We start from the raw sequence: 25,311 nt of genomic DNA, 5'->3' as shown, positions 1-25,311 counted from the left end.
TTAAAATTCTCCATATTTGTACATATACTTTCTTCTAGGCTCAACTATATCTCCCATAAGAAGTGATACCATTTTTTCAGCTTTTGCTGCATCTTCTATTGTAACTTGAAGTAAAGTTCTAGTTTCTGGATTTAAAGTTGTATCCCATAGTTGATCAGGATTCATTTCCCCAAGTCCTTTATATCTTTGAATAAGAGCACCTTTTCCTATTTCCTTTTTAACATCTTCAAGTTCTTCATCTGAATAAGCATATTTGCTTACTTCCTTGCCTTTAACCTTTTTATAAACTTTATAAAGAGGTGGCATAGCTAAATATAAATGACCATTTGCAATTAATGGTCTCATATATTTATATATATAAGTCATCCATAAAGTTCTTATATGGTATCCATCTACGTCAGCATCACTCATAATAATTATTTTGTTATATTTTAAATCATCTTCACTATAATTATCTAAAGTTCCTGTACCTATAGCTGTATTAAATATTTTTAACTCTTCTGAAGCTAGTACATTTTCAAGTTTTTGCTTTTCTGTATTCATTATTTTACCTTTTGATGGCATTATACTTTGAAATCTTCTATCTCTAGCTTGCTTTACTGAACCTCCAGCTGAATCTCCTTCCACAACTATAAATTCATTGTATTCTTTAGATCTTCCTGTACAAACTGCTACTTTACCAGCAAGTGGAGCAGTTCCCTTTCCTATTTTTTTCTTTTCAGCTTCATTTATTTTTTTAATTTTCTCTCTTCTTTGAGCTGCTGATAATGCATTATTTATTATTTTAGATGCTAAATCTTTATTATCTTCTATCCATTCTGAAAGCTTAGTATATGCAAGTTCATTCATCATAGTATATGCTTCTGCATTTCCAAGCTTAGTTTTAGTTTGCCCTTCAAAAACTGGATTTGAAACTTTTATTCTAACTATGGCAGTCATACCTTCTCTTAAATCATCGCCCTCAAACTCTTTATCCTTTTCTTTAACAAGCCCAAGTTTTTTAGACCATTCTTTAAAAGCTCTAGTCATACCTGTCTTAAATCCAGTTTCATGAGTACCAGCTTCAGTTGTTGGTATATTATTAACATAACTTGCTATATTATCAGTTGTTGAATCTGTAAATTGTATACAAACTTCTCCTGACATAAATATACCACCAATTTCTTTATCACCTTCAAATAATATTGGATCTTTGTGAAGTGGTATCTTACTTTCATTTAAATATTCTATAAAATCTAAAAGACCTCTTTCTGAATAATATTCTTTTTTAACTTCCTCATCTTTTCTATTATCTATAAGCTCTAGTTTCATTCCTTTATTTTGAAATGCTAATTCTTGAAGTCTTTCATCTATTATGTCAAACTTAAATTCAGTTGTTGAAAATATATCTTTATCAGGCAAAAAAGTAACCTTAGTACCTGTATCTTTACATTTTCCAATGACTTCTAAAGAAGTTACAGGAGTTCCTGGCATATCTTTTTTAAGTTCTTTATCATAAGCATATTCAAATCTTTGCTTATAAATATTACCGTTTTGATGAACTTCTACTTCTACCCATTTAGATAGAGCATTTACAACAGCAGCTCCAACTCCATGTAATCCACCTGAAGTTTTGTAATTTTTATTATTAAATTTACCACCAGTATGAAGTTCAGTATAAACCATCTCAACTCCACTCTTTTTTTTAATAGGATGTATCCCTGTTGGTATTCCTCTTCCATCATCAATTATAGTTACACTTTTATTTTTATTTAAAATAATAGTTGCTTTACTTCCATAACCATTTGATATTTCATCTATAGAGTTATCCAATATTTCCCAAACGCAATGATGTAAACCCTTGCTTCCTGTAGAACCTATATACATTCCTGGTCTTATCCTTACTGGTTCTAATTTTTCTAAAGACGTTAAATCAGTAACATCATATGATACTTTACTTTCCTTTACCATCATTACCTCCATGCTAAGAATTTTTATTATATATATCAATTAATTTATTTATCGTATCTTCTTTATTTTCATTAATTATAGTTTCATAAAACTCCTTTACCTTAAACCCATTTAAATAGAGAGGATCATAATATTTAACCATAAGTTCTTCACATACAGTTTTATAATCTCCTTTTTCTAATAAACTTTTATATTCGTCTATTCTTTTTCCACTTATATATTTCTTTAAATTATTTAAAGCATTAATAAGCTCTTTTACACTATCTTCACCATTTATGTATTCATTTATCAATAATTTACTTCTATTTTCTATAGAATCTTCTATGCATACTCTTATACTATTATTATTCATTGAGTTCCATATAAAATCTGGAATTATTACATTACCTATTCTTTTACTTTCGCCTTCAACAAATACTAAGTTGGTTTTTCTATTTTTAAGTGTTTCAAAAATTTCTGTTTCAAATTTTTTTTGAGAATTACATCCACCAAGAGCTACTGCACCTAAAAATGAACCTCTATGATTAGCTGCACCTTCAAGATCTAAAATATCATATCCTCTTTCTTTTAAAGCCTTTAAATATTCAGTTTTTCCAACTCCTGTTTTACCATGTAATACTATATATTTAACATCTTCATTTATTTTTTCAAAGTTTTCATTTATATAATTTCTATAAGCTTTGTATCCACCTCTTAATTTATATACCTTTATACCCAATGAATATAATAAAGAATATATACTTCCGCTTCTCATTCCACCCCTTGAGCAAAATACTATAATTTTTTTATTTCTTATCTTATATAAATCTTGCATCTTATTAAAAATTTCTGGAAGTCTCTTTGAAATAAATTCAATCCCTTTACTTCTTGCTTCTTCTACTGACTTTCTAACATAAAGAGTACCTACTTCTGCCCTTTCATCATCTAAAAGAACTGGTATATTTATTGCTCCCTTTATTGTTGATTTATTAAATTCACTTTCGCTTCTAACATCAACAAAAATACAATTTTTATCATCTGCTATTTTCTCGTAATCTATTATGTTAAACATATCAAAACTCCTATTCAAATTATTAACCATTCTATTCTATCACATTTTTATCAAATTAAAAAAGAAAAAAAGTCGTACATATGTTTGTACGACTTTTTTAAGTTAATATTAATTTATTATTTACTTAAGTTATCTAAAACCTTTAAAACTTTATCATAATTTGGATGATCACTTACATTTTCACAATATTCTGTATATATAACTTTATTATCTTCATCAACAACAAATACTGCTCTTGCTAAAAATCCTACTTCTTCTATGTATACACCATAGTTTTCTCCAAAACTTCTATCTTTATAGTCTGATAAAGTAATTACATTATCAACATCTTCAGATCCACACCATCTAGCTTGAGCAAATGGTAAATCTACTGAAACTACATATATTGTAGTATATTTATATTTTTCTGCTTCTTTATTAAATCTTTTAACCTCTAAATCACATACTGGTGTATCTATTGATGGAACAGTTAAAAATACTCTTTTACCTTTTGTATCTTTTAATGTAACTGGTTTTAAGTCAACGTTTGAAACTATAAAATCTGGTGCTTCTTGACCAACTCTAATTTCACTTCCTCTTAATGTTACCTTTTCTCCATTTAATTTTATATTCATATAAATCTCTCCTTCTCATATTTTTTATATAATATCTCTTTTTATTTAACAATCATTATTTATAAATATATTATACAATTAACCAAAATAATTTCAATATAAATTTTTTTAATATTTTATTAATTGAAAAATCTATAAACAACAATATTATTATTATCAAAACTATTTATTTTTATTAAAAAAAGATTTAAGGTAAAAAACCTTAAATCTTTTTATAAATCGCATATCTCAACATTTCTTACGTGTTTAGTATGGCTCCATTCTTTATTATTTTTATTTAGTATACCTTGAATTGTAATTGGAATCCAAGTTAAAGTATACAATCCATATAATAGGAATCTTATAAATAATATTAAACCACTTTTTCCTAAAGCAATAAATGTAATTATAAGCATAATTAAATTAAATAATGCAGTTACAATCCAAAAGGCAAACTGGCCATCTAACATGCTTGATAATATTGGTAATATAAATACATTCATTGAATATATAAATATTATCGCAAAGAATCCCATTGAAACTTTTTTCTCTAATTTTAAAACTAAAGGTGTTACTAAGAATTGACAAATTATAAATACTTTCCATCCAATATCACTAAATACATTACTTATTACAAATATATCTGATGTTCCAAAATTACCTTGAATTAATGTAAGTATAGCTGATGCCGCTAATAAAAGTGTTACAAATGGTTGTAATACATAAAGTGCACAATCAAACATATACCATTTTCTCTTTTTAATAGATTCTTTTATTAATTTAAAGAAATATCTTGATGATACATCAGCAAACCCTTGCATCCATCTTTTTCTTTGTGACCATGATTGCTTCAAAGTTAATGGTTTTTCATCAAATATTCTTGCATCATGTGCCCAACCAACCTTCTCTCCATGAGATACAAGTTTACAAGTAAACTCTAAATCTTCTGTAAGGCATGTTGCACCCCATCCTAATTTTTGTAACATATTTGTATCTATAGCAAATCCAGTACCACCTAATTGATTTGATAATCCAACATTATTTCTTGATAATTGGAACATTCTATTTTGTGACCAGAATGCTATTGAATATGAAGTTGCAATCCAAGAGTCATTTGGATTTTTACTATCTATATATCCTTGTACAACTTTATATCCTTCTAACATCTTTGAGTTTATTTCTTTTAAAAAGTCTTCATGAACTAGATTATCTGCATCAAATATACATATAGCGTCATATTTATCATCCATTTTAAAAAGTTTATCAAACATCCACTCAAGAGCGTATCCTTTACCTCTCTTGTCTTTATTAAAACGTTCAAAAACATTTGCACCATGTTTTCTTGATATTTCCGCAGTTTTATCTGTACAGTTATCAGCAATTACAAAAACATCATATAATTCTTTTGGATAATTTAGTTTTTGCATACTATCAATAAGTTTGCCTATAACTACTTCTTCATTATGTGCCGCTACAATCATAGCAAACTTTTTAGTTGGCGTATAATTTTTCTTTTCTTTTTTTCTGTATAGCCCAAAGAAAGCCAATACTAAATAATACATAGTTATGAAAAATACTAAGAATTGAAAAATTGCTGTTACGGCATAAATTATCTTTCCCATTAAATTCACTCCTAATGACAAATGGAAATTCTTCCCCATTCATTTTTCTATTTTCTCTAAAATACATCCTTTTAAATATAATTCAATATAACATAAAAATCAAGTATATAAAAATTAAATTTATTTAAGAATTTATAGTTAATTTTCCATTTTATAAATTTATGTTTGACTTTCTTATAATTATAAAAAATAGGTTTAGAATTTACTAAACCTATTCTTACATATATTATACTATTCCTTGTGTAACCATTGCTTCAGCAACTTTTAAAAATCCTGCTATATTTGCTCCCATTAATAAATTTCCTTCTTCTCCATACTCCTTAGCTGCATCTCTTGAGTTTATATATATATTTCTCATAATGTCTTTAAGTTTTTCTATAACTTCATCTTTAGTCCATGATAATCTCATACTATTTTGTGACATTTCAAGAGCTGAACATGCAACCCCTCCAGCATTTGCTGCTTTAGCAGGTCCAAACATTACATTATTATTTTGAAATACTTCTATAGCTTCCAAACTTGATGGCATATTAGCTCCTTCTGCAACTAACAATACTCCATTTTTAACAAGTATTTCTGCTGACTCTTTATTTATTTCTCCTTGCGTTGCACATGGAAGAGCTATATCACATTTTATTTTCCATATATTTCTGTGACCTTCTTCATATTTTGCAGTTTTAACATAATCTATATATTCTTTTATTCTACCTCTTTTAACTTCTTTTATTTCTTTTACAACATCTAAATTAATTCCATTTTCATCATATATGTATCCATTTGAATCACTAAGTGCAACAACTTTTCCACCTAATTCTTTTACCATTTCTGATGCATATATAGCAACATTTCCTGAGCCTGATATTACAACACTTTTATTTTTAAAACTATCTCCTTTATCTCTTAGCATTTCATCTACAAAATATACTAATCCATAACCTGTAGCTTCTTTTCTTCCAAGACTTCCACCGTAAGTTAAGCCTTTTCCTGTTAATACACCTTGCTCACTTAAATTTCTTATTTTTTTATAATATCCATACATGTATCCTATTTCTCTTGCTCCAACTCCAATATCTCCAGCTGGTACATCTATATCGCTGCCTATATGTCTACAAAGTTCTGACATAAAGCTTTGACAAAATCTCATGACTTCCATATCAGACTTTCCTTTTGGATCAAAATCTGATCCTCCCTTGCCACCACCTATTGGTAATCCTGTAAGTGAATTTTTAAATATTTGCTCAAAACCTAAAAACTTTATTATACTTTGATTTACTGATGGATGGAATCTAAGTCCTCCCTTGTATGGTCCTATTGCACTATTAAATTGAATTCTAAACCCTCTGTTAACTCTAACATTTCCTTCATCATCAACCCAAGGTACTCTAAAGAAAATTTGTCTTTCTGGTTCTACAATTCTTTCTAATATTCCATTTTTAATAAACTCTGGATTTTTATCTAATACAGGAACTAAAGAATTTAATACCTCTGTTACTGCATCTATAAATTCGTTTTCACCATAGTTTCTTTGCTTTACTAATTCTAATACATTTTCTACATATTTTTGTCCATTCATAATTTAAGCCCCCTTAAATATTTTATTTATATAATACAACTTTTCTATATAATTTTCCATATAATTATATATTTTTAAAAATTATTCCTTTAAATTCATGAATTTTTTCTATAATAGTTTCTAAAACTATATATAAAAATAAATATGCTTGGAGAGTAATTATGAAAATAGGTTATGCATGTATCCCTTTAAAAATACCAAATAGAACTAATAGAAGTTTTTCAATAAAAAACTATAATGAAACATTACTTATAGAAAAAATTAATTCAAACTTAGATGACCTTTTAAAAATTTTAAAATATAATATATCGAATGATATATATTTATTTAGAATCGCTTCTGATATTATACCTTTTGGCAGTCATCCTATAAACAATTTTAATTGGAGTTATGAATTTAAAGATAAACTAAAAATTATAGGTAATTTTATTAAAAAAAATAATATAAGAGTTTCTATGCATCCTGGTCAATACACAGTAATAAATAGCAATAACTCTGATACAGTAAAAAAATCTATAAAGGATTTAGAATATCATACTAAATTTCTAGATAGTTTTGACTTAGATAATAAACATAAAATAATTTTGCATATTGGTGGTATATATAATGATAAGCCCACAGCAATAAATAACTTTATAAATACTTACAACTCTCTTCCTTTAAATATAAAAAATAGATTAGTTATAGAAAATGATGAAAAAAACTATAGTATTGATGATTTAATATATATTAGTGAAAAATGTTCTATACCAATAGTTTATGATAATTTGCATAATTATTGCTTTAAGGGATTTTATGAAAATCCATGCTCAATTTTAAGTAAAATAAAACACTCTTGGAAATGTACTGATGGAAATATAAAAGTTCATTACAGCGAACAAGATATTAATAAAAAACAAGGTTCTCATTCTTTTACTATAACTTCTCAAAAAATATTAGATTATATTTTAGAAACTCAAAATTTTGATATAGATATAATGCTAGAAGTTAAAGATAAAGATTTTTCAGCAATAAAAGCTATTAATTTATTTAAAGAATATAATAAATTAACTAATATATTAGATATAAAAAATGAACTAACCACTTATGAATTTTATTTAAAAGAAAAAGATAAATTTGCTTATGAAAAAGGAGAATACTTATTAAATACTTATGGATTTAATAAATTCTATTCATTTATAGAAAGCCTTTATTATAAAACTTCAAATGAAGATACTTATATATTAGCATTGAAAGAAATATATTTTAAATTAGAACCTTTATTATCTAACTTTGAAATAAATCATTTTAATAAATTAATACAAAATAAGGACTTTATAAAAGGAAAAAATTATTTATATAAATTATGCCAAAAGAAAAATTTATATAATATGATTTCTATGTATTATTTTTATGTTTAAACAAAAAAGTAGGAGAAAAAACTCCTACTTTTAATCTTCTATTTCCTTAACTATTTTATCTAAAATTTTAAACTTCTTTCCTTTTGTATATAAATAAATCGGAATTGATACTATTATCCCACTTAAACTACCAAGTATAATATCATACATAGTATCATGTAACCCATTTTGTGCCATAAGTCCAAATAATTGATCTGTAGTAAACTCCCATATCTCCCACGCTCCTGCTGATGCAATAGAAAACATAATAGTAAATATTACAACAGCTATACTTTTTGAATTTTTATTTTTTATTCCAAATAAAAATACATAAAGTGCAAATCCAAATATACCTATTAGAAAGCCTGATGCAAAGTGAAGTATTTTATCATAGCCATTTATGGAATAAAAATCTAATACATTGGCTAGATACATTGAAAAGAATATAAAAATAATAACACAAACATAAAGCATTTTACATTTTTTTAAGAAAGTAAATTTAAATAGTAATTTAACCCCAATAACTGTAGCAATTATAAGTAATATTCTAGGAAATTTTACTCCACCTCTATATATAAAATCCCAGATACCTGTTATTGCTACTAAAACAATAAATCCATAAGTTATTATACTATCATAGCTTAACTTTTTCATCTTATTACTCTCCTTTCTAATCTCTATCTTTATATAAGAATATTGACAGTATAAATCCTCCTAAAAATCCGCCTATATGACCTAAATTATCTATACTTGTTGATGTAAATCCAATATAAAGATTTAAAACTATAACTGCTATAATATTTCCTAAAGTACCTCTTTGAAGATGTTTTCTTTCTTTAATTGCAAAATATAAGAAAGCTCCTAAAATACCAAATATAGCTCCTGATGCCCCAACTGATATAGTCATAGGTGCTAACATATAACTTAAAATACTTGATGTTAATGCTGATAATATATAAATACTAATGTATTTCTTCCAACCATATATCTTTTCAACAACTGTACCTACTATATATAAAGAATACATATTAAATAATATATGCATTATTCCTCCATGTAGAAATGCTGCTGTTAAAAGTCTAAAAATCTGTCCTTTATTTATTAAATAATTTACTTTTGCTCCACATTCAACTAAAACAATAGTATTTATATCAATAATACTTTTTGATAATATAGCTGTTATTATAAAGATAATTACATTAATTAATATAAGTATCATTGTAACAGGATATTCTTTAAATATTTTAACTCTTTTATTTATATCATTTTCTTTATCTATAATATTAATACATTCTTTAAGAGGAATAGCACTTTCACTACAAAACAAAACCTCTTTAGTAATAGTATTGTATACAATCTTGCTATATTTATTTTTATATGAGTTTATATAATTATCATTAACCAATACTAAAATATTTAACAAAAAATTTTTTCCTAAAGTTTTTAAATAATTATATGCTTCATCATAATCTATATCTTCTTCTGAATCTTTTGATATTATTACAGCATAAATACCACCTTCAACATCTTTTAATGCAATCCATAAGTTATCATTATGAAAATTACTATAATATTGATTCATATAAAATCCTTGTGTATTAGCAAGAAAAGAATAAATTTTATTTTTTAAATTTTTCATATCTCCTCCTAAAGTACATTCATAATATTACCATTATAAAAGATTATTATATAATAAGGCAATCTAATAAAATATATTTTAGATTGCCTCTTGTTAATATTATAAAGTTTTTTCTAACATTTCTAATAATTCGTTAAATCTATTTATTGTAGCTTCTAAAGGTTTTGATGTTGTCATATCTACACCAGCATTTTTAAGTAAATTTATAGGATAATCTTTTCCTCCACTTTTTAAGAATTCTATATATCTATTTACTGCATTTTCCTCTTTATTTAATATTGAATTTGCAAATGCTGATGCTGCTGCATATCCTGTTGCATATTGATATACGTAAAAATCTGAATAGAAATGTGGTATTCTAGCCCATTCAATATCAATTTCTTCATCAATTATTATATCATCACCAAAATATTTTTTATTTAATTCATGCCATTTATTTGAGTATTCAGAAGCTGTAAGTGGATTTCCACTTTCTATACTTTCATGAGAAAATAACTCAAATTCTGCAAACATTAATTGTCTAAATACTGTAGTTCTTATTTGCTCAAGCTCTTGATTTATTAAATATAATTTTTTATTTCTATCCGTTTCTTTTTCTATTAAATAGTGTATAAGTAATGCTTCATTTGTTGTTGAAGCTACTTCTGCACAAAATAAAGTGTATCCTGCATAAAAATAAGGTTGAGTCTTTCTTGAATAATATGAATGTATTGAATGACCCATTTCATGTACCAATGTAGATACATCATTTAATTCAAAATTATAGTTAAGAAGTACATAAGGCATTGTATCATATGAACCCCAAGAATATGCTCCCCCTCTTTTACCTTTATTTTGATATTTATCTATCCATCCTGAATTAATTCCTTCTTCAAATATATGAAGATATTCTTCTCCAAGTGGATTTAAACCCTCTTTTGCAATTTTTACACCTTCATCAAATTCTATATGCTCCTTTTCTATCTCAATAACTGGAACATATAAATCATACATATGCATTTCATCAAGACCAAGCATCTTTTTCTTTAAGGACACATATTTATGAAGAGATCCTAAATGTTTATTTATAGTGTTAACAGCCTCTTTATATACTTCTACAGGTATATTATTAGGTTTAAGTGAGGCTTCTAAACATGATTTATAATTTCTTACTTTAGCATTAAAATAGAAATTTTTTATTGATGATGTAAGAGTTGTTGCAAAAGTATTTTTTAATTTATTATATGAACCAAATAATGCTTTAAATGCTTCTTCTCTAACTTTTCTATCTTTAGATTTTATAAAACCAGAGTAGTTTCCTTCTGTAAGCTCTATAAGTTTTTTGTTTTCATCCTCTATTTCTGGAAAAGTCATATCTGCATTACTTAATATATTTTGAATTGAACTTGGAGCATCTAAACAATCTGATACTTTAGCCATAAGTTCTTCCATTTCTTTATTTAAAACATGATCTTTTTCACTTAAAATGCTTTCAAATATAAATTTATATTTTTTAAGCTCATCTTCTGTTTCCATAGCTGATTTAATATACTCTTCTCCAAGTGAAAGTATTTCTGGAACAAAATATGCTGTATAACTTGAAAATTCAGCCATATAACTATCAATTTTACTCATTCTAGCTTGATTTTCATTATTTGTAGTATCTTCATCACTTTTTAAATGGGCATATACATATAATTTTTCTGCAAATCTTGAAAGTTTTTCTGTTTCTTTTAAATAATCTACAATATTTTTAGGATTATTTAATTTTCCATTAAATTCTTTAAGTTTTGGTGCTTCCTTTTTTAAAAATTCAAACTCATCTTCCCATTTTTCTTTTGAATTATATATTTTTTCTATTTGCCATTTATCTTCTTCTTTTATTTCATTTCTATTTTTTAATATATCATTTGCCATTCTCTTTCCTCCTTTTATTATATTAATAGGTGAAGCTATATTTTGAGCTTCACCCGTTATGTTTTAGCACTAATTTTATTATATGTTTTAAAAAAAATTCTAATCTTCTTTATATTCTTCTTCTTTTCCTTTTATATTGTTAAATACAGCTTCCATTTCATTTGAAATTAAAGATAAAATTTCATTAACTTTATCTTGCATTTTATTATGGTCATCTACATAATCAAATTTTAAAATAAATGTAGGGTTATATTCATCTAAATCTTCTTCTACTTTATATCCCTTTTCCTCAAAAACATCTTTATTAAACAAATCATATATAGCTGAATATTCCCATTCTTCAACATCTTTATTAGTATCAAAATAAAGATTAACTTCTTCACCTTCTAAAAAAAACTTTTTTACAAATAAAGCACTTTCATCTACACTATAGCTTCCTAACTCCTTCTTTATAAAACCTGTTTCTTTATCTTTTTCCATTAAAACTAAACTTGAAAAATCCATAGTTTACATCCTTTCTATTCTGCCTAATTTATTATTTGTTTTTATTATAAACCATACTTACTAATTTATGAAATAATTTAATATAATATTCTTTACATATTTACTTTATGGTAAAATATGGTAATATTTTATTATAAGGTATTTTTTGGGGGAGATATTATGGGAAAAGCTAAAATAAAAAGAAATAGAAGACTTACTAGAAAAGAAAAATATATACGTATGCAAAAAAGAAGAAGAGCATTTTTTATTTTAATTTTATCAATTTCTTTAATTACTGTATTTACTACAAAAAAAGTATATGCCTATATAAAGTGTCAAGATATTTCTTCTGCTGTTGAATATATTATGACATCTAATATTGACAATGCATTACTAAGAGTTCAAACTATGAAACTTAAATTTTCAGATGGAAATTCTGCTGTTGTTGAGATTTCAGGCCTATCAAAAAATAAACCACATGAATCTCTGAAGGTTGAGTGCCATTTAAAATACTCTAATAATCACTGGAAATTAGAAAACTCATATTTATTAAAATAACCCTATTAAACTTGCAAATCATTTGCACAAAAGTGTATAATAAGGAGTAATTATTTTTTAGGAGATGATAATATGATTGATATAAATAATCTTACATTTTCATATACAAATAAACCTCCTTATCTTATAGATAATGTTAATTTAAAAATACCTAAGGGTGTTTATCTTTCGATAGTTGGAGAAAATGGTAGTGCAAAAACTACTTTATTAAAACTTATATTAGGTCTTTTAAAGCCAACCTCTGGAACTATAGATGTTAATGCTAAAGGAATAGCTTATGTTCCTCAAAAATTAGAAAGCTTTAACTCTCAATTCCCTATTTCTGTATACGAAATATTAAAAACTCATGGTAAATCAATTGGAGTATGTAACAAAAATGAAATTAAAAAAGTTCTAGATAAAGTTAATATGATAGAATTTACAAATAAATTAATAGGAAGTTTATCAGGTGGTCAACAACAAAGAATTTTTATTGCTAGAGCTCTTATGGGAAATCCTGAACTTATTATTTTAGATGAACCATCAACAGGAGTTGATTATAAAAATCAATCATCAATCTATTCTTTACTTCATAAATTAAATACAGAAAACGGTAAAACTATAATTTCAGTAGAACATAATATTGATATGGCTTTAAAATATTCAACTCATATACTTGAAGTAATAAATGGCTCTCCAACTTTATATACTAAAGAAGACTATTTAAAGCATAGAGCTTCATTTGACAAAAAAATTTTAAATCTATAATAGAAAGGAGCTTTTTATGTTTGAATTAGATTTTATGAGAAATGCCTTCATAGCTGGTTCTGTTATATCTATACTATGTCCTTTTATAGGATTATTTCTAGTTTTAAGAAGGTATTCAATGATTGGTGATACTCTGTCACACTCATCTTTTGCAGGAGTTGCAATAGGTCTTGTTATAGGGGTTAATCCAATTATAACAGCATTTTTATTTACTACACTTTGTGCAATAATAATAGAGTTTTTAAGAGATTATTATAAACGTTATGCAGAACTTGTAATGTCCATAGTACTTACACTTAGTTTAGGTATAGCTATAATTCTTATAAGTAGCGGAAAAGCATCTGCAAATGTTAATTCTTTTTTATTTGGAAGTATACTTACAGTAACTAAACAAGATATTATTTTAATACTTATAACAGGATTTATATGCTTAGCTATTCTTCTTTTAATATATAATAAACTGTTATATGTTACTTTTGATGAAGAAGGTGCTAAAACTTCTGGAATAAGAGTTAAACTTATAAACTATATTTTTACTATGCTAATAGGTGCAACTATATCAATGTCAATAAGAATAATGGGGATACTTGTTATATCTTCAATAATAGTAGTTCCAGTTGCAACAGCAATACAATTGAATAAAAATTTTAATAAAACACTTATTTTTTCAATATTATTTGGTTTATTTGATATAATGTTTGGACTAGTCTTATCTTATTATATAAATAGTGCACCAGGTGGTACTATTGCTATAGTGTCTGTATTTACTCTACTTTTAACAATTCTTATTAAAAATTTATTTTCTAAATAAAAAAACATCTCAAAATTTATTTTTGAGATGTTTTTTTACACTCTTCGCATATTCCTTTTATTTCAATATTATGCTCTGTTAATGTAAATCCTGTTTGTCTTTTTATTAACTCTTCTATTTGCCCTATAGGACATGGCATTTCAACTTCTTTATGACATATATCACATTCTAATAAATGGCTATGATTATGCTTATGAATTTTATAAGATGATACTCCATCTTCTAAAATATATTTATCAACAATTTTATTCTCATGAAAAGAATCTAAAGTTCTATATACTGTACTTAAATTTATATTTACCCCTTCATCTTTACATACTCCTAAAATTTCTTCAGCTGTTATGCCATCTTTTTTATCTAATAAGACTTTTAAAATTTCCATTCTAGCCTTAGTTACTTTTATTTTTTTACCTCTTAGTATCTTTTGAATATCCATTAAATATACTCCACCCTAAATTTAAAAGATTTTATATTTAAATATTAACACTTATTTATGTATTTTTAAAGGAATAGGTATGTAAAAATTTATTTTCTTTTAGTATATTCTATTTTAAAAATTAATTTAAAATAATATATTTTTTAATTTTTTTAATAAAAATACTTTATTTTATACATTTTTTATTGTATATTAATAAACAGAGTAGATTAATTTTTAAATAGTATATCACATATACTAAATATATGTTGTTCTAAAGGAGAGTATTTATGTCAAATTGTATTATAGCACAATCAGGAGGTCCAACTTCAGTAATTAATTCAAGTGTAGTTGGTTTAGTTAAAGCAAATGAGGAATTAAAATTATATGATAAAGTATATGGCGGATTAAACGGAATTGAAGGCATACTAAAAAATAATATTATAGAATTGTCCTCTAAAAGTTGTGATGAATTAAATACATTCACATACACTCCATCATCAGGATTAGGATCTTGTAGATATAAATTAAAGCCAATTGAAGATTCAACTGAAGAATATGATAAATTATTAGATATTTTATCTAAATTAGATATAGAAGCATTTTTCTATGTAGGCGGAAATGATTCAATGGATACAACTGCGAAGTTATCTAAATATGCTAAAGAAAATGGTTTAAACATAAAATTTATAGGAATTCCTAAAACAATAGATAATGATTTAATGTATACTGATCACACTCCTGGTTTTGCAAGTGCTGCAAAATTTATTTCAACTGTAGTTCTTGAAACTTATCTTGATGCATCAGTATATACTAATAACGGAATATTTATTATTGAAACAATGGGAAGAGATACTGGTTGGCTTGCAGCATCTGCATGTTGTGCAAAAATTAATGGTAGACAAGTTGCTGATTTTATTTATCTTCCTGAAGTAGCTTTTGATAAAGAAAAATTTTTAATTGATGTAAGAAAAAAATTTGAAGAACAAAATCAAGTATATATTGTCGTTTCAGAAGGATTAAAAGATGAAAATGGGAAATTTATAACTGAATTTAACTGTATCTCACAAGATACTTTTGGACATACCCAATTAGGTGGAGTAAGCGAATGCTTAAGAAACCTTATATTAACTGCTGGTATTACAACTAGAGTTAAAGCATTAGAACTTGGTGTACTTCAAAGATGTGCTATGCACTGTGCTTCAAAGGTTGATATCGAAGAAGCTTACCTTGCTGGATATGAAGCATTAAAGTATGCTATGGATAATAAAAATGGTTCTATGGTTGCTATAAAAAGAGAAAGTAATTCACCTTATAAAACATCATTTTTTGAGGTTGAAGCATCTAAAGTTGCCAATAATGTTAAATACTTTCCTAAAGAATGGATTAATAAAGATGGAAATAATTTAACTGAAGAAGCTTTTGAATATTTTTCACCATTATTTGAAGGAACTCCTTCTTTATGCTTGGAAAACAATCTTCCAAAGTATAAAGTTTTTTATAAATAATATATGACCATAATGTAAAAAAGCACAGCATCTTCGCTGTGCTTTTATTCATATGAATATAATAAAGGTCTTATTAAATCGATAAATAATATTACCCATAAAGCTATAAAGCTAAATTTAGTAATATATCTTATAGGAAATATTATTATTAAAACCGAAATTAAAATTAAGGTAGAATCTGCAAATAACTTAGATATTTTATTCACCTTTAACTCTTTAGTACAATAAGGACATTTTATTTTATTAATATCCTTTTGCTTTAATAAATATTTTATCTCTATTTCTCTATTACAATAGATACATCTTCTCATATTTAACTACTCTTTTCTATTTTATTAAATTTTTTTAGAATAATTTTTTGATATATATTCAAGTTCATTTAATAAATCATATATTTCATCTATTGTATTATATGGAGAAAGGCTAACTCTTACCATTCCATACATTTTCTTTGAATTATCCATAAGATACTCAGAAGCTTTAACCTCATCAATTCCCATAAGCCTTCTACAATATGGATGAGCGCAAAACCACCCATGTCTAACTGCTATTCCTTTGTGTTCTGCTAAAAGTTTTGCTACATCTCTATGATAAATACCTTTTATATTAAATACTTCTATACCTAATCTGTCTTGTATATTTTTACAGTCTCCATAAAGCACTATATTATTTATATTTTTAAGTCCTTCATTTAATACTCCTAATAACATTTTTTCCCTAGCAATAAGTTTATTAAAGCCTATTTTATCTAATTCTTCTAAAGCTTTAACTAAAGATGCTACACCAAAAAAATTAGGTGTTCCAGCTTCATTCTTTTCTGGAGTATTTAAATATTCTACATCAAAATCCTTTACTAATTCAACAGTCCCACCACCTTGCATATTAGGTTTCTTTGAATTAAATTCATCTTTTTTACATATTATTGCTCCTCCTCCAAAAGGAGCATATAATTTATGAGCTGAAAAAACTAAAAAATCTATATAATCATCTGAGCTTTTTCCACTCATATCTACCTTTACATGAGGAACTAATTGGGCTCCATCAACAATTATTTTTCCACCAGCTTTATGAATTAATTTACTAGCTTTATAAATTTCATTCATATAACCTGTTACGTTTGATGCACCAGTTATACTTAAAAATTTTATATTACCATTATATTCATTAATTTTTTCATTTAAAGAATTAAAATCTATTCTTCCAAGTTCATCAACCTCTACATAATCAACTTTAGAATTTTCTCTCCATGGAAGGTCATTTGAATGGTGTTCCATTCTTGTTGTTAATACTACATCTTTTTTATTTACTAATGTTTGAGCAATTTTATTTATTCCTTCTGTTGTGTTATGAACAAATATAACTGTATATTTATCTTTGTTTTTTATATTGAAAAAATCTAAAAGATATTCCCTTGCTTCATTATAAATTTTTGTTGTAAAACTTGCCTTCTGCCCTGTTCCTCTTCCTATAGATGCATAATAATTTGATAATAAATTTATATAATCAATCACGCTCTTTAATGGAGGTGTTGTGGCAGCATTATCAAAATTTATTTGACATGATTTATTACCATTTTTCAATGTAATTTTACTATCTAAACCTATAATCTTTTCTCTTAATTCATTTCGATACATTTCCATTTAAACAACCTCCCCACTATATAGTACTCACCCTAACTTATATTGTTCTATATAATAAAATTTAAGAATATGTATAAGTAACAACAATATTTTAAATTCATATATTTAATATATATTATTCTTTGGAGGTAAAAAATGAAACCAGATAAAAAATATATGTATTTTCTAGAAGAAGATGAGCCTATCTTTGAAACTTTTAATATAGATTCATCCTTTAGAAATTTAAGTTCAGGATTTAGTCCAAACGTTGATTCAATAAAATTAGATAATTTTTTAAACTTTGATAATAAACTTCCTGAAGGTTTTGGTTTTCAATTTGACTTAAGAAAACAAGCTATAGAAGATGCTTTAGGTAAAAATAATGAACTTTATTGTTATAACAAAGCAGTTAGTACTGAATTGGAAAATGAATTTAATGTTCCTATACCAACTGAAATTTTAAGAAATTTTGATATGGATTTAGATGAAAATGACCTTATAGATATTTGTAATGATAATAAATTTAGACCAGTACCTCAAAACAAATGTAATCCAAATGAAATATTCGAAAAAATTAGAGTTAATAATCCAATGATTTTAAAAACTATGCAATCTTATAGGATTCCATTTCCGATTGCTAAAACTCTAATAAAAAGAATTATAAAATTAACAAATATGTATTGTTATAGAGAGTAGGTGTTTAAATGTTTTTATTAAATTCTAATCTTCCTAACTTATCATGTAAAATTAGATTTATTCACGCAGTTTCAGGAGCCGAATCTTATGATATATATGCTAACGGTTCTTTATTAGCATCAAATGTTAAATTTGGTACATTAACTCAATATGTAAATATGGCTCCTGATACTTACTTAATAGAACTCTTTAAAGCTGGAACATACGATAATCCAATTTTAAAAGAAAATATAACTTTACTACCTTCTAACGTATATACTGTAAGTTTAGTAACTAATAATTCTAATCTTTCATTATTTAGCTTAAAAGATGCAGGTAGTAAAACTAACTCTGAAATATCTTTTTTAAGATTTATAAATTTATCTCAAAATTCTCCACTTCTTACATTATCACTTAAAAATTCTGATCCCCTATTTAATGAAGTTGAGTATTTAGAGACAACCGGCTATTATCCTCTATCCCCTGGAATATATGATTTTGATTTACTATTTTCAGATAGTAATATAACTACTAAGACATTAAATGACGTATCTTTAGTTCCTGGAGAATTTGAAACATTATATATTATAGGCTTATTAAAAGGTGAACCTCAACTTGGTTATATACTTGCAAAAGACGGTGATAAATAATTTAATTTTGGAGCTTATCTTGAAGTGATAGCTCCTTTCAAAATTATCTAAGCATACATCTAACCTTCTTAAATAAAATAGGTTTTATAACTTCTATATCTGCTGGCTCATTTAAAATTATTGAACTATAACATACACTTCCAACTAGCTCTAATATCATGAATAATGTTATTTCTCCTTCTTCTTTCTTAATCCCTTTTTTAGATAATTCTTCTAAAAATACATCTATTATTTCTTTTACTTCTTTATTACTCTCTAAAAGTTTAGAATCTTTATGTATAGCATAAGAGAAATTTTTATTTATAACCTTTAATAAAAGTTTGTCCCCCTTAAAATAATCTATTATATATTCTATAAAGTAAAATACCATATCTTCAAACTCTTTAAAATTTTTACTTTGAGTTTGCTGATAAGCTTTTTTTATTAACATTGAGCTTTTTAAGTTAATTAATTTATCTACAACATCATACTTATCTTTAAAATATAAATAAAATGTCCCCTTTGCAACCCCAGCTTTTTTTACTATTTCATCTATAGATGTATTATTAATCCCCTTGTTTTTAAAAAGCTCATAAGCCGAATTATACAAATCTAATTCTTTTTTTTTCTTTTTCAAAAGTAAAGTACTAACTATATTATTTTCCCTCATATTATCCTCCATAAAAATACTTATAATTATATTTATATTATCACCTATTAAAGGATATTAAAACCTCTATTTATGTAATAAATTGATATAAAACTTTATAAATAGTATAATAAAACAAGATTATAAAAATACGAGGCGAGGATAAAATATGATTGTTTTAAGTTGTAGAAATATAAAAAAAAGTTATGGTATACAAGATGTATTAAAAGATGTAACTGTATCTATAAATGAAGGTGATAAAGTTGGTTTAATTGGTCCTAATGGTGAGGGCAAATCTACTTTATTTAAAATATTATCTAAAAATTTAACGCCTGATTCAGGTGAAATATTTTTAGACAAAAATAAAACTATAGGTTATCTTGCTCAGCACTTAAACCTTGATTCAACAAATACAATATATGAAGAAGCATGTACTGTTTTTAATTCACTAATTCAATTAGAAAATAAAATAAAAAATTTAGAAATAAAAATGAATGAACCTTATGATGAGTCTAATTCTAGCTATCATGAAAAATTAATAAAAGATTATACAACAGCTCAAGACTTATATACTCATAGAGGTGGTTATACATATAAAGGGGACATAGCTAGAGTACTTAAAGGTTTAGGTTTTTTAGAAGAAGATTTTGATAGAAAAATTCAAACTTTAAGTGGTGGACAAAAAACTCGTGTTGCACTATGTAAATTACTTCTTCAATCTCCAGATATACTTTTATTAGATGAGCCTACAAACCACCTTGATTTAGAAGCAATTGAATGGCTTGAAGAATTTTTAAAAACATATAAAGGTACTCTTCTTGTAATATCCCATGATAGATTTTTCTTAGATGCTGTAACAAATAAAACATTTCAAGTTATAAATGGTCATGTTAACTGTTATAATGCACCTTATACAAAATATTTAGAACTTAGAAAGAAAGACTATGAATCTCAGCTTAAAGCTTATAATCTTCAACAAGCTGAAATAAAACGACAAGAAGAAATAATTCAAAAATTTAGATCTTTTAATAGAGAAAAGAGTGTAAGAAAAGCTGAAAGTAGAGAAAAGGCTTTAGAAAAAATGGAAAGATTAGATGCTCCAGATAAAGAAAAAGAAGCTTCTAAAATCTCTTTTGAAACAGCTATAAAAAGTGGTTATGATGTTCTTCACATAGAAAACTTATCAAAATCATTTGAAAATAATAAGCTATTTTCAGATATATCTTTTGATTTAAAACGTGGAGAAAAAGTTGCTTTAATTGGTGAAAATGGAAGGGGTAAAACAACTCTTCTTAATATAATTATGAAAAAAATTAATAGTGATAAAGGAAAGGTTGTACTTGGTACTAATGTAAATATAGGCTATTATGATCAAGAACAATCAGACCTTGATTATAATAAAACTATTTTAGATGAAGTATGGGATGCTTTTCCTGACCTTACTACTACAAAAATACGTAATGCTTTAGCTTCATTTTTATTTACTGGAGATGATGTATTCAAGAAAATTGAAAATTTAAGTGGTGGTGAAAAGTGTAGAATAAATTTATTAAAGCTTATGCTATCTAAATCGAACTTTTTACTTCTTGATGAACCTACAAACCACTTAGATATTCCATCTCGTGAAGCATTAGAAGATGCAATTTTAAGCTATGATGGAAGTATGCTTATAGTATCTCACGATAGATATTTCTTAAATAAAGTAATAAATAAAATCGTAGAACTTAAAGAAAATGGCATGAATGAATATCTTGGTAATTATAATTATTATATAGAGAAAAAAGAAAACCCTACAAGATTTAAAGAATTTGAAGATTTCTCTAATGGTAAAACAAAAACTCAAATAAAAGAAGAAAAGAAAAAAGTTAAACTTGCTCAAAAAGAAATTAGAATTAAACGTACAAGACTTAGGGAAATTGAAAGTGAAATATCTAATTCTGAAGAACTTTTAGAAAAACTTAATAATGACTTATGCTTAGAAGAAATCTATTCTAATCCTAAAGAATCAGAAAGAGTTAACAAAGAAATTTCTGAAACTGAAGCTAAAATAGAAAGTCTTTATGAAGAATGGGAAATTTTAAGTGAAGAATTAAATAATGATTAAAAAAAGACAAAAGCTTCAAAGCTTTTGTCTTTTTTTATTATCTTTTGCCTGTGCTTCCAAATCCACCACGATCAGAATTTCCAAATGATTCAACCTCTAAAAACTCAATTTCTGGCATAACTTCCATTATTCTAAACTGAGCTATTTTATCTCCTCTTTTAATCCAAGTTCCTTCAAACTTTTCATTTTTATCTAAATTTTTTTCATCTTTAAAATGTTTGCCTTCAAGACAATATACAGGCATATGCCACTGATCATTATCTCCTATATATGTATCATCAACAACACCTACTGAATTTGTTTGTATTATACCCCATGTTTTAAATGTTGAACTTCTTGGAGCTAAATGAGCTTCCCATCCACTCGGTAATTCTAAAGCAAATCCAAGTGGTATCATAGCTCTTTCATTGACAGGAACAAATACATCCTTATTTGAATATACATCAATCCAATTACCTTTTTCTATTTTTTTTAATCTAGTTGCACCTTCAAAATATTTAACTCTTATCTTCATAAGTGTATCTCCGTTTCTTCTATCTATTAAAGTTTTTATAAATTATATCATAAAACAAAGAAAAGAATCCAATTTAATGGATTCTCTTATTAACTTTTATATGTTTTCTTTTCTTTATTAATTATATATATAGTTTCTTCAGTGTAATTATTTGTAATATTTATTTCATTCCATTTTATATAAACTGGCTTATCATATTTACTTTTATCAATTATTTCTATGACTCTATAATTACCATTGTCTATGTTCAAAAATTCAACTTTTCCAAGCTTGTTTGTATAACAGCTTCTTTCAAGATGAGGAGAAATACCATTTATTCTATAAAGGTTAACTTTTATGTTTTCTAGTTTTTCTCCATCTAAACTATCTTTAAATGCATATACAGTTATTTTCCCAAGCTTTTCTTTCTCACATTCTTTACTAAATGTAGATTTCTTTTTGTCTTTATTCTCATAATTTCTTTTTCTCAAAATAAAAACCTCCAAATAATAATCCTATTACACAATATGATTATTACTTGAAGATTGTGATTAAATTACTATTTTCTTTTTATACCATTTAATAGTATATTAACTATAACTCCTACTATAGCTGCAAAGCTTAGTCCTGATATAGTTACGGCTTCTGTAACCTTAATTCCTATTATAAATCCAAAGTTTTGATCTAAATATGGATTTATATATGGTGCTATAAGTCCTACAAATAATATTGAAGCAATTACTATAATATTTTTCCAATTAAATTTAACTTTTTCGTTCTTAATTGTTTTAGCTCCAATTAACGCTATCATAGTAAACAACATTAAGCTTATCCCCCCCATTACTGGTTCAGGTATAGTTCTTATTACTGTTCCAAACTTAGCAATAAAACTAAGAGCTATAGCAAACAACGCTGTTATTCTTAATATTGAAGGATCATAATTTTTAGTTAATGCAAGTACCCCTGTATTTTCACCATATGTAGTATTAGCAGGTCCTCCTAGCATAGATGCTGTTAAAGTAGCTAGTCCATCTCCAAGTAGTGTTCTATTTAGACCTGGGTCTTCAATAAAATTTTTACCTACTACAGTTCCATTAGTTGTTATATCACCTATATGCTCCATAAAAACTGCAAGAACTACAGGTGCTATTATCATTATTGCTCCTATGTTAAACTTAGGTAATGTAAAGTTTGGAATTGCAAACATTGATGCTTCGCTTATTAATGCTGTATCTACAAATCCAGTTAAAAGTGCTACTGTATAACCTACTCCAACACCTATAAGTATAGCTATTTGCTTTGTAAATCCTCTTCCAAAAAATTTTATTAATAATGTTATGCCAAGAGTTAGTAGTCCAAGAATAATATTTTTACTTACCATTCCTGCTGCAGTTGGTAAAAGATTAAGTCCTATAACCATTATCATAGGTCCTACAACTTGAGCTGGTAAAACTTTTTTTACTTTTTCTACTCCAATTTTTTTAATTAAGAAAGATGTAAGAACATATATAAGTCCTGCAACGAACATTCCACCTTGTGCATATCTTAAATCACCATAATCTGTTTTTACTGCATTTATTACGGCAATAAAAGCAAATGATGATCCTAAAAATACTGGAACTTTTCCTTTTGTACATATATGAAATATTAAAGTTCCAACTCCAGCTGTAAATAATGCTACTGATGGGTCTAATCCTGTAAGCATTGGCACTAATATAGTTGCTCCAAACATAGCTATAAGATGTTGAAGTGCTAAAACGCATCTTAAGGCTTTAGCCTTTAAGTCTCTTTCTACTTTTAATTCACATGTTTCAAATAATTGCATAAAATATCACTCCTCATTATATTAAGGAGAAATTTAAAACTTCTCCTCTTTTCAGCCTCTCTGGACTGGATTAAAAAGGTTTTTATTTATAAAAAAAACTTCTTACTAACTAGTAAGAAGTGTATAAATACGACTTTAATATAAATATGGGCATAACTATACAAAGTTATACTATAATTATTTGACTTCTTACTAGCCTCTCTGGACTAACTTAAAGATTATTTTATTTTCTTGAAGTATATCACATCTTTTTATCATATTCAATACTTTTTTATTAGTGAATATAATTATCTTTTTTAGAAAAAATAATATTAAGTATTTATTACTGTTTTTTTAATGAGGTGTTTTTATGAAAAAATTTTTTATTTTAATGTTTAGCTTTATTTTAATTATTACTCTATTTCCAATAAAACCTTGTAATGCTATTGTCAAATCTGAAGAAAAAGTAATTTATCTAACTTTTGATGATGGACCATCAAAAAAAGTTCTTCCTAAAATATTAGATATTTTAAAAGAAAAAAATGTAAAGGCTACTTTCTTTATGATTGGCAAAGAAATTGATGGTAAAGAAAATATTCTTGAAAGAGTTTATAAAGAAGGGCACTCTATAGGATTACATAGCTTTTCACATGAAAGAAATAAACTTTATTCTTCTAATAAAAGCTTTTTAAATGAAATGATTAAAACTCAAGAATTAATTAATAAAACTATTGGAATATGTCCTAAAATTTTAAGGTTTCCTTTTGGAACTAATAATATGACATATAAACTTACTCCTAGTATGGTATCTCTTTTACATGATAATAATTTTAAAATATATGATTGGAATGTTGATAGTGGGGATGGAGCAAATCCTAATGGTTCTCCTTCTTCATATATAAAAAATTCTAAAAGCTCTAAAAATAATATTATTTTATTAATGCATTGCGCTGATATAAATAAAAATACAATTGATGCTCTTCCTTCAATAATAGATTATTACAAGTCTAATGATTATACCTTTAAGACTATAAATGAAAATACTAAAGAAGAATTCCATTATATGAAATAAAGCAGCCTTTAAAAGCTGCTTTATTTCATATAATAAAACTT

25 protein-coding genes are annotated in these 25,311 nt (G+C 25.8%); 9 read left to right on the top strand and 16 right to left on the bottom strand.

Translation table 11 applies throughout. From position 1 onward, the window contains the following. The 5 genes from AC4FQW_RS00320 to gdhA form a co-directional block, all read right to left on the bottom strand. The gene (locus tag AC4FQW_RS00320) at positions 1-1,950 is read right to left on the bottom strand and encodes a DNA gyrase/topoisomerase IV subunit B (RefSeq protein WP_303128374.1); all 1,950 of its coding nucleotides are present in this window, start codon (positions 1,948-1,950) and stop codon (positions 1-3) included. Between the two features lie 13 nt (positions 1,951-1,963). Then, positions 1,964-3,001, bottom strand: a complete 1,038-nt coding sequence (gene mnmH / locus AC4FQW_RS00315; protein ID WP_303128372.1) for a tRNA 2-selenouridine(34) synthase MnmH — start codon at positions 2,999-3,001, stop codon at positions 1,964-1,966. Between the two features lie 116 nt (positions 3,002-3,117). Beyond that, positions 3,118-3,615 carry a thiol peroxidase gene (gene tpx, locus AC4FQW_RS00310; RefSeq protein WP_491146748.1) on the bottom strand — a complete coding sequence of 166 codons (498 nt, stop codon included), beginning with the start codon at positions 3,613-3,615 and terminating at the stop codon, positions 3,118-3,120. 212 nt (positions 3,616-3,827) lie between these two features. Continuing rightward, complete coding sequence (locus AC4FQW_RS00305; protein ID WP_303128367.1) at positions 3,828-5,216, bottom strand: glycosyltransferase family 2 protein; 1,389 nt, start codon at positions 5,214-5,216, stop codon at positions 3,828-3,830. Between the two features lie 226 nt (positions 5,217-5,442). After that, complete coding sequence (gene gdhA / locus AC4FQW_RS00300) at positions 5,443-6,789, bottom strand: NADP-specific glutamate dehydrogenase (RefSeq protein WP_491146747.1); 1,347 nt, start codon at positions 6,787-6,789, stop codon at positions 5,443-5,445. A gap of 161 nt (positions 6,790-6,950) precedes the next feature. Here gdhA and uvsE point away from each other — a divergent pair, with 161 nt between their 5' ends. Next, positions 6,951-8,189 carry a UV DNA damage repair endonuclease UvsE gene (uvsE, locus tag AC4FQW_RS00295; RefSeq protein ID WP_491146746.1) on the top strand — a complete coding sequence of 413 codons (1,239 nt, stop codon included), beginning with the start codon at positions 6,951-6,953 and terminating at the stop codon, positions 8,187-8,189. Between the two features lie 30 nt (positions 8,190-8,219). Here the strand turns inward: uvsE and AC4FQW_RS00290 are convergent, their stop codons facing one another. From AC4FQW_RS00290 to AC4FQW_RS00275, 4 genes are all read right to left on the bottom strand, one after another. Continuing rightward, a complete protein-coding gene (locus AC4FQW_RS00290; RefSeq protein WP_491146745.1) occupies positions 8,220-8,822 on the bottom strand; it encodes a DUF2238 domain-containing protein in 603 nt (200 codons plus the stop codon). 16 nt (positions 8,823-8,838) lie between these two features. Then, a complete protein-coding gene (locus AC4FQW_RS00285; RefSeq protein ID WP_303128357.1) occupies positions 8,839-9,807 on the bottom strand; it encodes a rhomboid family intramembrane serine protease in 969 nt (322 codons plus the stop codon). Between the two features lie 99 nt (positions 9,808-9,906). Beyond that, positions 9,907-11,703 carry an oligoendopeptidase F gene (pepF, locus tag AC4FQW_RS00280; RefSeq protein WP_491146744.1) on the bottom strand — a complete coding sequence of 599 codons (1,797 nt, stop codon included), beginning with the start codon at positions 11,701-11,703 and terminating at the stop codon, positions 9,907-9,909. Positions 11,704-11,802: 99 nt separating this feature from the next. Next, positions 11,803-12,207: a DUF6762 family protein gene (locus AC4FQW_RS00275; RefSeq protein WP_491146743.1), complete on the bottom strand. Its 405-nt coding sequence runs from the start codon at positions 12,205-12,207 to the stop codon at positions 11,803-11,805. Between the two features lie 159 nt (positions 12,208-12,366). Between AC4FQW_RS00275 and AC4FQW_RS00270 the strand changes: the two genes are divergently transcribed. The 3 genes from AC4FQW_RS00270 (at position 12,367) to AC4FQW_RS00260 (ending at position 14,302) form a co-directional block, all read left to right on the top strand. Next, a complete protein-coding gene (locus tag AC4FQW_RS00270; protein WP_491146742.1) occupies positions 12,367-12,744 on the top strand; it encodes a hypothetical protein in 378 nt (125 codons plus the stop codon). A gap of 72 nt (positions 12,745-12,816) precedes the next feature. Continuing rightward, positions 12,817-13,491: a metal ABC transporter ATP-binding protein gene (locus AC4FQW_RS00265; protein ID WP_491146741.1), complete on the top strand. Its 675-nt coding sequence runs from the start codon at positions 12,817-12,819 to the stop codon at positions 13,489-13,491. 16 nt (positions 13,492-13,507) lie between these two features. Beyond that, on the top strand, positions 13,508-14,302 hold the full coding sequence (locus AC4FQW_RS00260) for a metal ABC transporter permease (RefSeq protein WP_303128339.1): 795 nt from the start codon (positions 13,508-13,510) through the stop codon (positions 14,300-14,302). Between the two features lie 16 nt (positions 14,303-14,318). Here the strand turns inward: AC4FQW_RS00260 and AC4FQW_RS00255 are convergent, their stop codons facing one another. Continuing rightward, positions 14,319-14,738 carry a Fur family transcriptional regulator gene (locus AC4FQW_RS00255; RefSeq protein WP_303128336.1) on the bottom strand — a complete coding sequence of 140 codons (420 nt, stop codon included), beginning with the start codon at positions 14,736-14,738 and terminating at the stop codon, positions 14,319-14,321. Between the two features lie 269 nt (positions 14,739-15,007). Here AC4FQW_RS00255 and AC4FQW_RS00250 point away from each other — a divergent pair, with 269 nt between their 5' ends. After that, the gene (locus AC4FQW_RS00250) at positions 15,008-16,225 is read left to right on the top strand and encodes a 6-phosphofructokinase (RefSeq protein WP_491146740.1); all 1,218 of its coding nucleotides are present in this window, start codon (positions 15,008-15,010) and stop codon (positions 16,223-16,225) included. A 44-nt stretch (positions 16,226-16,269) separates the two neighbouring features. On the opposite strand, the gene AC4FQW_RS00245 is transcribed toward AC4FQW_RS00250, so the two are convergent. Further along, complete coding sequence (locus AC4FQW_RS00245) at positions 16,270-16,536, bottom strand: hypothetical protein (protein ID WP_491146739.1); 267 nt, start codon at positions 16,534-16,536, stop codon at positions 16,270-16,272. A gap of 24 nt (positions 16,537-16,560) precedes the next feature. Beyond that, entirely contained in the window at positions 16,561-17,865 is a 1,305-nt protein-coding gene (locus tag AC4FQW_RS00240; protein WP_303128330.1) for an aminotransferase class V-fold PLP-dependent enzyme, read from the bottom strand. A gap of 135 nt (positions 17,866-18,000) precedes the next feature. On the opposite strand from AC4FQW_RS00240, the gene AC4FQW_RS00235 reads away from it, so the two are divergent. Beyond that, positions 18,001-18,540 carry a hypothetical protein gene (locus tag AC4FQW_RS00235; protein WP_303128328.1) on the top strand — a complete coding sequence of 180 codons (540 nt, stop codon included), beginning with the start codon at positions 18,001-18,003 and terminating at the stop codon, positions 18,538-18,540. An 8-nt stretch (positions 18,541-18,548) separates the two neighbouring features. Beyond that, positions 18,549-19,169: a DUF4397 domain-containing protein gene (locus AC4FQW_RS00230; RefSeq protein ID WP_491146738.1), complete on the top strand. Its 621-nt coding sequence runs from the start codon at positions 18,549-18,551 to the stop codon at positions 19,167-19,169. Between the two features lie 43 nt (positions 19,170-19,212). On the opposite strand, the gene AC4FQW_RS00225 is transcribed toward AC4FQW_RS00230, so the two are convergent. Then, positions 19,213-19,818, bottom strand: a complete 606-nt coding sequence (locus AC4FQW_RS00225; RefSeq protein ID WP_303128317.1) for a TetR/AcrR family transcriptional regulator — start codon at positions 19,816-19,818, stop codon at positions 19,213-19,215. 148 nt (positions 19,819-19,966) lie between these two features. Here AC4FQW_RS00225 and AC4FQW_RS00220 point away from each other — a divergent pair, with 148 nt between their 5' ends. Further along, complete coding sequence (locus AC4FQW_RS00220; protein ID WP_491146737.1) at positions 19,967-21,901, top strand: ABC-F family ATP-binding cassette domain-containing protein; 1,935 nt, start codon at positions 19,967-19,969, stop codon at positions 21,899-21,901. 37 nt (positions 21,902-21,938) lie between these two features. On the opposite strand, the gene AC4FQW_RS00215 is transcribed toward AC4FQW_RS00220, so the two are convergent. From AC4FQW_RS00215 to AC4FQW_RS00205, 3 genes are all read right to left on the bottom strand, one after another. Then, positions 21,939-22,415 (bottom strand): dUTP diphosphatase, encoded by a 477-nt coding sequence (locus AC4FQW_RS00215; RefSeq protein ID WP_303128313.1) that lies wholly within the window; start codon positions 22,413-22,415, stop codon positions 21,939-21,941. An 89-nt stretch (positions 22,416-22,504) separates the two neighbouring features. After that, positions 22,505-22,885, bottom strand: coding sequence for a SpaA isopeptide-forming pilin-related protein (locus tag AC4FQW_RS00210; protein ID WP_491146736.1), 381 nt, complete (start codon positions 22,883-22,885; stop codon positions 22,505-22,507). A gap of 68 nt (positions 22,886-22,953) precedes the next feature. After that, complete coding sequence (locus AC4FQW_RS00205) at positions 22,954-24,219, bottom strand: uracil-xanthine permease family protein (protein WP_491146735.1); 1,266 nt, start codon at positions 24,217-24,219, stop codon at positions 22,954-22,956. 349 nt (positions 24,220-24,568) lie between these two features. On the opposite strand from AC4FQW_RS00205, the gene AC4FQW_RS00200 reads away from it, so the two are divergent. Continuing rightward, positions 24,569-25,270, top strand: coding sequence for a polysaccharide deacetylase family protein (locus AC4FQW_RS00200; protein ID WP_303128306.1), 702 nt, complete (start codon positions 24,569-24,571; stop codon positions 25,268-25,270). The last annotated feature ends 41 nt before the right edge of the window (positions 25,271-25,311 follow it).

It is taken from the genome of Clostridium sp. TJA085 (assembly GCF_058310235.1).
Note: the sequence above shows the minus strand (reverse complement) of the source record. Positions and strands in the feature narration are given on the sequence as shown.